Here is an 8662-nt window from a genome sequence, read left to right on the forward strand (position 1 = left end):
AGTTCCTCAGTAGACCGGGACGGGTTCGCGCTCGGGGGCCTGCTCGCCGGCGGCTGCGGCGGGCGCGGCGGCTTCGAGCGGTTGCCGGGACAGGTGGCGGACCAGCCGCAGCCAGACGACGGCGAGGATGCCGTAGACGACGGTGAAGCCGGTCAGGGAGACGAGCACCTCGCCGCTGGTCAGGCCGGGGGAGATGCCGTCGGCGACCCGGGAGATGCCGAACGCGAGCCAGGGCTGGCGAGCGGTCTCGGTGAAGATCCAGCCGAACGTGTTGGCCGCGGCGGGCAGGATCGGGATCAGCGGCAGAAAGCGGATCAGCAGCCGGTGGGCCTGCCGGTCGCGCCGGGTGGTCCACAGGTAGTACGCCGCGACGGCCGCCGCCAGCATGCCGATGCCGATCATCAGCCGGAACGTCCAGAACGCCACCGGGATCATCGGGATGTAGCTGCCCGGGCCGAACTGGGCGGCGTACTGGGCCTGGAGATCGTCGATGCCCTGCACGGTCGCGCCCGGGTCGCCCTTGGCCAGGATGGACAGCAGCCGCGGGATCTCCAGGCTGAAGAACGGCTCGCCGCCGTCCGGGCCGCCGACCGCGAAGACGGAGAAAGGCGCGCCGGTGGTGGTGGCGTACAGGGCCTCGGCGGCGGCCATCTTCATCGGCTGCACCTCGGTGATGACCTTGCCGAGGTGGTCGCCGGTCAGGGCGGTGAGGGCGCCACCGGTGAGCGTCAGCCAGGCACCGAGCCGGGCCAGCGTACGGAATGCCGCCTCACCCCCGGCCCGCAGCCGCCACACGCCGATGGCCAGCAGCAGCGACCCGCCGGCCATGACCGCCCCGGCCAGCGTGTGCGGGAACGCGGCCAGGTTGACCTTGTTGAGCAGCAGCGCGCCGAAGTCGTCGAGGTGGGCCCGCCCGGTCACCGGGTCCAGCGAGTACGCGACCGGGTTCTGCATGAACGAGTTGGCGGCCAGGATGATGAACGCGGACATCACGGTGCCGGCCGCGACGATGACGATGGTGGCGGCGTGCAGCTTGCGCGGCAACCGGTCCCAGCCGAAGTACCAGAGCGCGAGGAACGTCGCCTCCAGGAAGAAGGCGAGCATGCCCTCGATCGCCAGCGTCGGGCCGAACACGTCGCCGTAGAACCGGGCGAAGTTGCTCCAGCCCAGGCCGAACTGGAACTCCTGCACCAGCCCGGTGACCACGCCGACCGCGAAGGTGACGATGAGCAGCTTGCCGACCAGCTTGGTGAGCTGCAGGTAACGCTCCTGGCCGGTGCGCAGCCAGGCGAGCTGCAGGCCCGCGGCGGTGCCGGCCAGGCTGATCGACAGCGGCACGAAGAAGTAGTGGTAGATCGTCACGACCGCGAACTGCAGCCGGGTCAGCTCGAGCACGTCCACGGATGGCCCCCTCTACGACGTTCCGTAGTAGATACTACGCCCCGTAGTACGACGCTGTGCAGTAGAGTGGGTCACATGGCTTTGGGAGACCTCGAACGTGAGGTCATGACGCAGTTGTGGAACGCCGGCGAGCCGCTGACCGTGCGCCAGGTGCACGAACGGCTGAGCCGCGACCGCGAGCTGGCGTACACGACCGTGATGACCGTGCTGGACCGGCTGGCCAAGAAGGGTGTCGTCACCCAGCAGCGCGCCGACCGGGCGTACCGCTATGCCCCCGCGCAGTCGCGCGAGGAGATGACCGCCGCCCTGATGCTCGACGCCCTCAGTGCGGCCCCCGACGGCGTCCGCGACGCGGCCCTGGCCCACTTCGTCGGCCGGATCGACCCGTCGGCCCTGACCGCCGCCATCGAGGCGGCACGGAAGGACCCGGGCGTAGCGCCGTGACCGCCCTGCTGCTCGGCGCGCTCGGGCTGGCCCTGTCGCTGGTCGTGCCGGGCATCCTGGCCGGCGCGCGCTGGACCGACCGGGCGCCCGCGGCCGCCGTCGCGTTGTGGCAGAGCATCACCCTCACGGGGGTGCTCTGCGCGCTGGGCGTGGTCCTGGCCGGGCCGCAGGAGCTGGTCAGCGAGCTGGGCTCCGACCGTCCGGTGGGGGCCGCGGCGCTGATCTTCGCGCTGGTCGTGGCCACGGTGATCATCGTGCGGCTGCTGGTGTCGCTCGTCCGGGTGAGCATCCGGTCCCGGGCGCGCCGGTCCCGGCACCGGCTGCTGGTCGACCTGCTGGACAGTGCCGAACGCCACGGTGAGCTGCCGGTCGAGGTGCCCGCCGGGTTGCGGGTGCTGGACGGGCCGCTGCCGTTCGCGTACTGCCTACCGGGCCGCTCGCCGCGGGTGGTGCTCAGCGACGGTGCGCTGCGGGTGCTCGACGCCGAGCAGGTGGCCGCGGTCATCGCGCACGAGCAGACCCACCTGCGGCACCGGCACGACGTGGTCATGGAGTCGTTCACCGCGTTCTACCGGGCGGTGCCGCGGCCACTGCGCAGCCGGGCGCCGCTCGACGCCGTACACCTGCTGCTCGAGATGGTCGCCGACGACGCGGCCCGGCGGCGGTGCGGTTCGGCGCCGCTGCGTACGGCCCTGGCGCTGCTCAGCGACGCGGTCAGCCCGGACGCCCCGGCCGAGCTGGGCAGCGCGGCAGCGGAGCGCCGGCGCCGGCTCGACCGGCTGAATATCAGTGATCCGCGCCCGGTCACCGTGGGCCTGACCCTGGCCGCGGCCACCGGCGCGGTCGGTCTGGTGGTGTTACCCACGGTGATTCTGGTGTTGCCATGGCTGGACCGGGCGCTCTCGGCATGGCCGCTTTGACGGCCAATTTCTTACGCTGCGTCAATCAATGTTCGGCGCAGTGTGTCCTGATACCGCCGGGTTCAATTCGTCGTTGATCGGGAGTACGGTAATGCCCGGCTCGGCAGTCCCCCCTCGTCCCAACCCGGGCGAACTGACGGGCCACCGCCTAATCGTCGCGAGACGAACCGGGGACCCAGCAGTTCTGGGGTAAAGCCACCAGCAGCACGGTGGCCGGGCGCGCTTCCCGCCCGCACCCGTCAGCTAACCCGGTCGGCGGCCGAGGGAAGAAAGGACACTGCACCTACGTGAAACGGATTGAGGCGCGCAGCGCCGCAATTCTGCGCAGCATCGCCTGCGCCGTCATCGCGGTCGGGATTCTTCTCACTCCCGGGGTGGCGAATGCGACACCGTCCCCGTCGAGCATCGAAAAGCAGATCGACGAGCAGTGGAACAAGCTGGAACCGGTCATCGAGCAGTACAACAACGTGCACAACCAGCTGCTCAAGAACCAGGCCCAGCTCCGCAAGATCGACAAACGGCTCGCACCGCTGGAGCTGGAGGTCGACCTGGCCATGTCGCAGGTGGGCAACATGGCGGGCAAGGCCTACATGCAGGGCTCGCCCAGCGCCATGAAGGCCATGGTGGTCAGTGGCTCGCCGACCGCTCTGACCGAGAAGCTCACGTTCCTCGACCAGATCAGCCGGCACCAGCGTGAGTCGGTCTCGGGCGCCGCGAAGCTGCGCGACCAGCTCGCGGGTGACAAGCGCGACCTGGACACCCTGACCAAAGCCGTGGCGGCGCGCGACAAGGCGCTGGCCCAGCAGAAGAAGGACATCCAGAAGAAGGTCGACGAGCTGCAGAAACTGCGGATCAGGGCGTACGGCGCGAGCGGCGTCTCCGACGGTCCGTTCAAGACCGGCCCGTGCCCGGTCGACTACACCGACGACAAGGGTGGCCGGGCGGCGCAGAAGGCGTGCGACCTCATCGGCAAGCCCTACGTCTTCGGTGCGGAAGGGCCGGGCGGCTACGACTGCTCGGGCCTGACCAAGGTGGCCTGGGCGGTGGCCGGGGTGCACCTGGAGCACTTCACCGGTGACCAGATCCACGCGGGCCGGGCGGTGAGCCGCAGCCAGCTGCAGCCGGGCGACCTGATCTTCTACGGCAGTCCGGTCCATCATGTCGGCATCTATGTCGGCGGCAACACGATGGTGCACGCACCGCACACGGGCGACCACGTCCGCATGGCGTCGATCGATCGCAGCGGGGCCATCACCGGCATCCGCCGCCCGACCGGCTGAGGCTCGCACCACGCACGACGGAAAGCCGCCACCTCCGTGGCGGCTTTCTCCGTTCAGGGCTGCTCCGGGGCGAACTGGGCCAGCGCCATCTCCTTCGCGGCGGCGATGTCCTCCGGTCCCGCGGTGCCGGACGCCTCGATCACACTCACCCAGGTGTGCACCGACCGCAGCGTGAACTCCCGGGCCTCCGGCGAGTTGGCCGCGGCGACCGGGTCCTCGGCGAAAACACCCTGCAGGAACAGCCCCAGAGCCAGCAACGCGCCGTCCCAGCCGGGGCCGACATAGAGTGCCCCCGCGCCGCTGCGGGCCATCTCGATGGGGACGGTGTGTTCCAGCTCGAGCCGGGTCCGCTCCGCGCCGTCCGGGGACAGGCGCAGCTCCACCAGGCTCAGCGGCCCGCCGAAGGTCAGCCGCAGTAACCGCGGTGGTTCGCAAGCCAGGATGTCACCGCCCGCATTGCCCTCCAGCTGGAACTTGCCGCCGGCCCGCAGGTCACCGCTGACCGGGTAGAACCAGCGCCTGATCCGCTCCGGGTCGGTCAGGGCCGCCCAGACGTCCTCGACCGCGCCGTCATAGACCCGGCCGAGCAGGACGGTGACCCGTTCGCCACCCTCGATCGGGCCCCTGCTGACGGTGCGCCGAATGGCCTCGAGCTGCTCAGCGATCTCGATCATGGTGGTCCTCCTCATGCCGCGCCGTTCTGGACGCGAGCCAGTATGCCAGCCGTGACTTATATAAGCCAGAGCTGGTATGAGGAGAGATCGGCCCAGCAGTTCGCCACCGGCGCCCTGCGTCGCGGGAACGGCATCGAACAGTTCCTCGGCGATACCGTGATCGGCGGCGAGCCCGCCATCCGGTGGGTGGAGATCGGCCCCGTGGGCGGGCAGTACCGGGTCTCGCTGCACACCGTGCGAGACCCGGATGACGACGAGGTGGGCGACCTGCCCAACCTCATCTCGCTCGACCCGGTCGACGAGGCATATGTCGGCGAGGGCCGGGAAATCGGCCGCAGTGAGGACGAGCAAGAAGCGATGTCGCTCGCCGAACGCCTCACCGGCGCCCGCTCCGACCGCTGGTCAACCACGCGGTAGCCGGCGACGAATACATGGACTTCGTCAGGAGCCGGCGAGGCCCCGCCCGAGCGACATAGCCGTCAAGGCCGCATCTCGGTCCGCGGTCGCGACGGCGAGCGCACACCGCGGGCTCCGATGTGTCCGATCATGATGCTGCGAGACTGGGGGCATGTTTCCCGCTGCCTTCGTCCGCAACGTCACCGGCAACTGGGGCGACGACGGCCGGCGCTGGCTCGCGCAGCTGCCCGCCCTGGTCGAGGACGTCGCCCGGGAGTGGGGGCTGACGGTCGGTGCGCCGTACCCGTTGAGTTTCAACTATGTCGCGCCGGCGCGGCGGGCTGACGGGTCGCCGGCCGTGCTCAAGCTCGGCCTGGCCGCGGCCGGTCATGTCGCGATGGAGGCCGACACGCTCGGCTTCTTCGGCGGCCGCGGCGCGGTCGAGGTGCTGGCCCGCGACGACGACCGGGGTGCGCTGCTGCTGGAGCGGGCCGAGCCCGGCGGGACACTGCGGGCGCTGGTCCGCGAGCACGACGAGCAGGCCACGGTCGTGCTCGTCGACATGATGCGGCGTCTGCACCGGCCGGCGCCGGAGGGGCTGGTGCTGGAGGAGTTGTCCTCCCGCGTCGCGTCGTTCGACGCGCATCTGGCCCGGTATCCCGGCGATGACCCGGTGCCGCGGCGACTGGTCGAGCAGGCCCGGGCGCTGCTGGCCGACCTGTGCGCCTCCGCCTCGCAGCGGGTCGTCCTGCACGGGGATCTGCACCACGAGAACGTGCTGGCCGCGGTCCGGGAGCCGTGGCTGGCGATCGACCCGCACGGCGTGCTCGGCGATCCCGGCTACGAGGTCGGAGCGGTGCTCTACAACCCGTTCGACGGTGACGAGCCGGTGCTGGAGCTGCTGCCGGCCCGGGTGGAGCAGTTCGCCGACGGGCTCGGCATGCCCGTCGACCGGGTGGTCGCCTGGGGTTTTGTGCAGGCGGTGCTCTCCGAGGTGTGGCACGCGGAGGGTGGCGCGGGTGGGCCCGGTCAAGCGCTGCGGGTGGCGCTCAAGCTGGCGCCGCGCCTTTCCTGACCAGGCTCAGCAGTCGCACCAGCTCGGCGCGCTCGGCGGTGGTCAGTGGCGCCAGCAGCTCGTCCTGGATGGCGTCGGCCCGGGCGGCCAGCTCCTGGGCGCGTTCACGGCCACGGCCGGTGATCGTCACGACGTTGCGGCGCTTGTCGGCCGGGTCCGGGCTGCGCTCGACGTAGCCGTCCGCGGTCAGCTCGTTGAGCACCGCCACCATGTCGCTGAGGTGGATGCCGGTGCGCCGGCCCAGGTCGGCCTGGCTGGCCGGCCCGTCGAGCAGGGTCTCCAGCAGCCGGTAGTGGTAGCCGCGCGCGCCGACCTCGGCGAAACGTTCGGTGACCAGGCGGCCGGCGTGGGCGGCGGTCTGGGTCAGCAGCCAGCTGGGGAGGTGCTCCATGGGCCGACTCTAACATTTGCCCGACTAACGTTAGTGCGACTAACGTTAGTCGTATGAACGATATCGTGCCGTACCGGATCGACGTCCCGCAGACCGACCTCGACGACCTGGCCGACCGCCTCGACCGCACCCGCTGGCCCGACGAGCTGCCCGGCGCCGGCTGGGACTACGGCATCCCGCTGGCCCGCGTACGCGAACTCGCCGAGCACTGGCGCCACGGTTACGACTGGCGGCGGCACGAGGCCGAGCTGAACGAGCTCCCGCAGTTCCGCACCGAGATCGACGGCCAGCGCGTCCACTTCCTGCACGTCCGCTCGGCCGACCCGGACGCATTGCCGCTGCTGCTCCTGCACGGCTGGCCGGGCTCGGTGCTGGAGTTCCGGGCCCTGACCGGCCTGCTGTCCGACGACTTCCACCTGGTCGTGCCGTCGCTGCCCGGCTTCGGCTTCTCCGGGCCGACCGGGGAGCGCGGCTGGGACCTGAACCGCATCGCCCGGGCCCTGGCCGAGCTGATGACCCGGCTCGGCTACCCGCGTTTCGGCGCCCACGGCGGCGACTGGGGCTCCGGCGTCGCCCGCGCACTCGGCGCCGCCGTCCCCGAACGGGTCGTCGGCGTACACGTCAACTACCTGCCCACGCCCGGCCCGGCGACCGGCCTGACCGGCGAGGACCGCGATCGCGCCGAGCGGACCGCGGCGTTCGCCGCCAACCGGCCCGGCTACCAGGTGCTGCAGGCGACCCGGCCGCAGACCATCTCGTACGCGCTGACCGACTCGCCCGTCGGCCAGCTGGCCTGGATCGCCGAGAAGTTCACCGAGTGGGTCGACCCGGCCTCCACCATCAGCGACGACGTCCTGCTCACCGACGTGTCGATCTACTGGTTCACCCGGACGGCGGGCTCGTCGGCCCGGCTCGCCAAGGAGAGCGGCTACGGCACGCCCTGCCCGGTGCCGATGGGTGTGGCCGTCCTGCCGCACGACATCGTGCTGAGCGTGCGCCCGCTGGCCGAGCGCCTCTTCGACATCCGGCACTGGACGGAGCTGCCGCGCGGCGGGCACTTCGCGGCGCTGGAGGTGCCGGTGGAGCTGGCCGCCGACATCCGCGCCTTCTTCCGGAACCCGGTGATCTCGCCCTCACCGTAGTGCGGGTCCCGCGTCGCCGGGCCCGGCACGGGGAAGAGTGGAGGCATGCGACTCGATCTCACCGGCAGGACTGCTCTCGTCACCGGCTCGACCCAGGGCATCGGCCTCGCGATCGCCACCGGCCTGGCCGCCGCCGGCGCCCGGGTGGCGATCAACGGCCGGGACCGCGACAAGGTGCTCGCCGTGCTCCCGAGCGACGGTGACTACGTCGCCGCCCCGGCCGATCTGACCACCGACGACGGTGTCGCCGCGCTGCTGGAGGCGCTGCCGGAGGTCGACATCCTCATCAACAACCTGGGCATCTTCGGCGCCCGGCCGGCGCTGGAGATCACCGACGCCGAGTGGCGGCGGTACTTCGAGGTCAACGTGCTGACCGCGGTCCGGCTGACCCGGGCGTACCTGCCGGGTATGCGCGAGCGTGGCTGGGGCCGGATCCAGTACATCGCGAGCGACTCGGCGGTGGTGACGCCGGCCGAGATGATCCACTACGGCATGACCAAGACCGCGCTGCTGGCGGTCTCCCGCGGCTTCGCCAAGGAGGCGGCCGGCAGTGGCGTGACGGTGAACAGCGTGATCGCCGGGCCCACCCACACCGCCGGCGTCGAGGAGTTCGTCTACCAGCTCGTCGACCGCGACCTGCCGTGGGACGAGGCGCAGCGCGAGTTCATGCGGCTGCACCGGCCGCAGTCGCTGCTGCAGCGCCTGATCGAGCCTGAGGAGATCGCCAACATGGTGGTCTACCTCAGCTCCCCGCAGGCGTCGGCGACCACGGGCGGCGCGCTGCGCGTCGACGGCGGTTACGTCGACGCGATCCTGCCCTGACGCGTCGGCCCGGGGGGGGGGGGGGGGAAGGAGGGGGGGGGGGGGGGGGTGGGGGGGGGGGGGGGGGGGGGGGGGGGGGGGGGGAAGAAGAAAGGAGAACAGGAGAGGGGAGCAACG

At 71.3% G+C, this 8662-nt stretch carries 10 protein-coding genes and 1 riboswitch; of the genes, 7 read left to right on the forward strand and 3 right to left on the reverse strand.

The features are described from left to right. Positions 1-6: 6 nt before the first annotated feature. Positions 7-1401 carry a cytochrome ubiquinol oxidase subunit I gene (locus ACZ6S4_RS43820; RefSeq protein WP_465480561.1) on the reverse strand — a complete coding sequence of 465 codons (1395 nt, stop codon included), beginning with the start codon at positions 1399-1401 and terminating at the stop codon, positions 7-9. 75 nt (positions 1402-1476) lie between these two features. On the opposite strand from ACZ6S4_RS43820, the gene ACZ6S4_RS43825 reads away from it, so the two are divergent. The 3 genes from ACZ6S4_RS43825 (at position 1477) to ACZ6S4_RS43835 (ending at position 4045) form a co-directional block, all read left to right on the forward strand. Continuing rightward, entirely contained in the window at positions 1477-1845 is a 369-nt protein-coding gene (locus ACZ6S4_RS43825) for a BlaI/MecI/CopY family transcriptional regulator (RefSeq protein ID WP_360832493.1), read from the forward strand. Then, positions 1842-2765 carry a M56 family metallopeptidase gene (locus ACZ6S4_RS43830; protein WP_465480562.1) on the forward strand — a complete coding sequence of 308 codons (924 nt, stop codon included), beginning with the start codon at positions 1842-1844 and terminating at the stop codon, positions 2763-2765. The genes ACZ6S4_RS43825 and ACZ6S4_RS43830 overlap by 4 nt, the downstream gene beginning before the upstream one ends. A 135-nt stretch (positions 2766-2900) precedes the next feature. Further along, positions 2901-3038, forward strand: a riboswitch (cyclic di-AMP (ydaO/yuaA leader). 14 nt (positions 3039-3052) lie between these two features. Further along, positions 3053-4045: a C40 family peptidase gene (locus tag ACZ6S4_RS43835; protein ID WP_465480563.1), complete on the forward strand. Its 993-nt coding sequence runs from the start codon at positions 3053-3055 to the stop codon at positions 4043-4045. Between the two features lie 53 nt (positions 4046-4098). Here the strand turns inward: ACZ6S4_RS43835 and ACZ6S4_RS43840 are convergent, their stop codons facing one another. Further along, positions 4099-4719, reverse strand: a complete 621-nt coding sequence (locus tag ACZ6S4_RS43840; protein ID WP_465480564.1) for an SRPBCC family protein — start codon at positions 4717-4719, stop codon at positions 4099-4101. Positions 4720-4770: 51 nt separating this feature from the next. Here ACZ6S4_RS43840 and ACZ6S4_RS43845 point away from each other — a divergent pair, with 51 nt between their 5' ends. Then, positions 4771-5136 carry a hypothetical protein gene (locus ACZ6S4_RS43845; protein ID WP_465480565.1) on the forward strand — a complete coding sequence of 122 codons (366 nt, stop codon included), beginning with the start codon at positions 4771-4773 and terminating at the stop codon, positions 5134-5136. A 151-nt stretch (positions 5137-5287) separates the two neighbouring features. Further along, on the forward strand, positions 5288-6190 hold the full coding sequence (locus ACZ6S4_RS43850; RefSeq protein WP_465480566.1) for an aminoglycoside phosphotransferase family protein: 903 nt from the start codon (positions 5288-5290) through the stop codon (positions 6188-6190). Here ACZ6S4_RS43850 and ACZ6S4_RS43855 read toward each other — a convergent pair. Next, positions 6165-6581 carry a MarR family winged helix-turn-helix transcriptional regulator gene (locus ACZ6S4_RS43855; protein WP_465480567.1) on the reverse strand — a complete coding sequence of 139 codons (417 nt, stop codon included), beginning with the start codon at positions 6579-6581 and terminating at the stop codon, positions 6165-6167. The genes ACZ6S4_RS43850 and ACZ6S4_RS43855 overlap by 26 nt on opposite strands. 62 nt (positions 6582-6643) lie before the next feature. Between ACZ6S4_RS43855 and ACZ6S4_RS43860 the strand changes: the two genes are divergently transcribed. Both ACZ6S4_RS43860 and ACZ6S4_RS43865 read left to right on the forward strand, forming a co-directional pair. Further along, a complete protein-coding gene (locus ACZ6S4_RS43860; RefSeq protein WP_465480569.1) occupies positions 6644-7723 on the forward strand; it encodes an epoxide hydrolase family protein in 1080 nt (359 codons plus the stop codon). A 45-nt stretch (positions 7724-7768) separates the two neighbouring features. Beyond that, positions 7769-8545 carry an SDR family NAD(P)-dependent oxidoreductase gene (locus ACZ6S4_RS43865; RefSeq protein ID WP_465480568.1) on the forward strand — a complete coding sequence of 259 codons (777 nt, stop codon included), beginning with the start codon at positions 7769-7771 and terminating at the stop codon, positions 8543-8545. Positions 8546-8662 lie beyond the last annotated feature (117 nt).

The organism is Actinoplanes sp. NPDC051405, assembly GCF_055586185.1.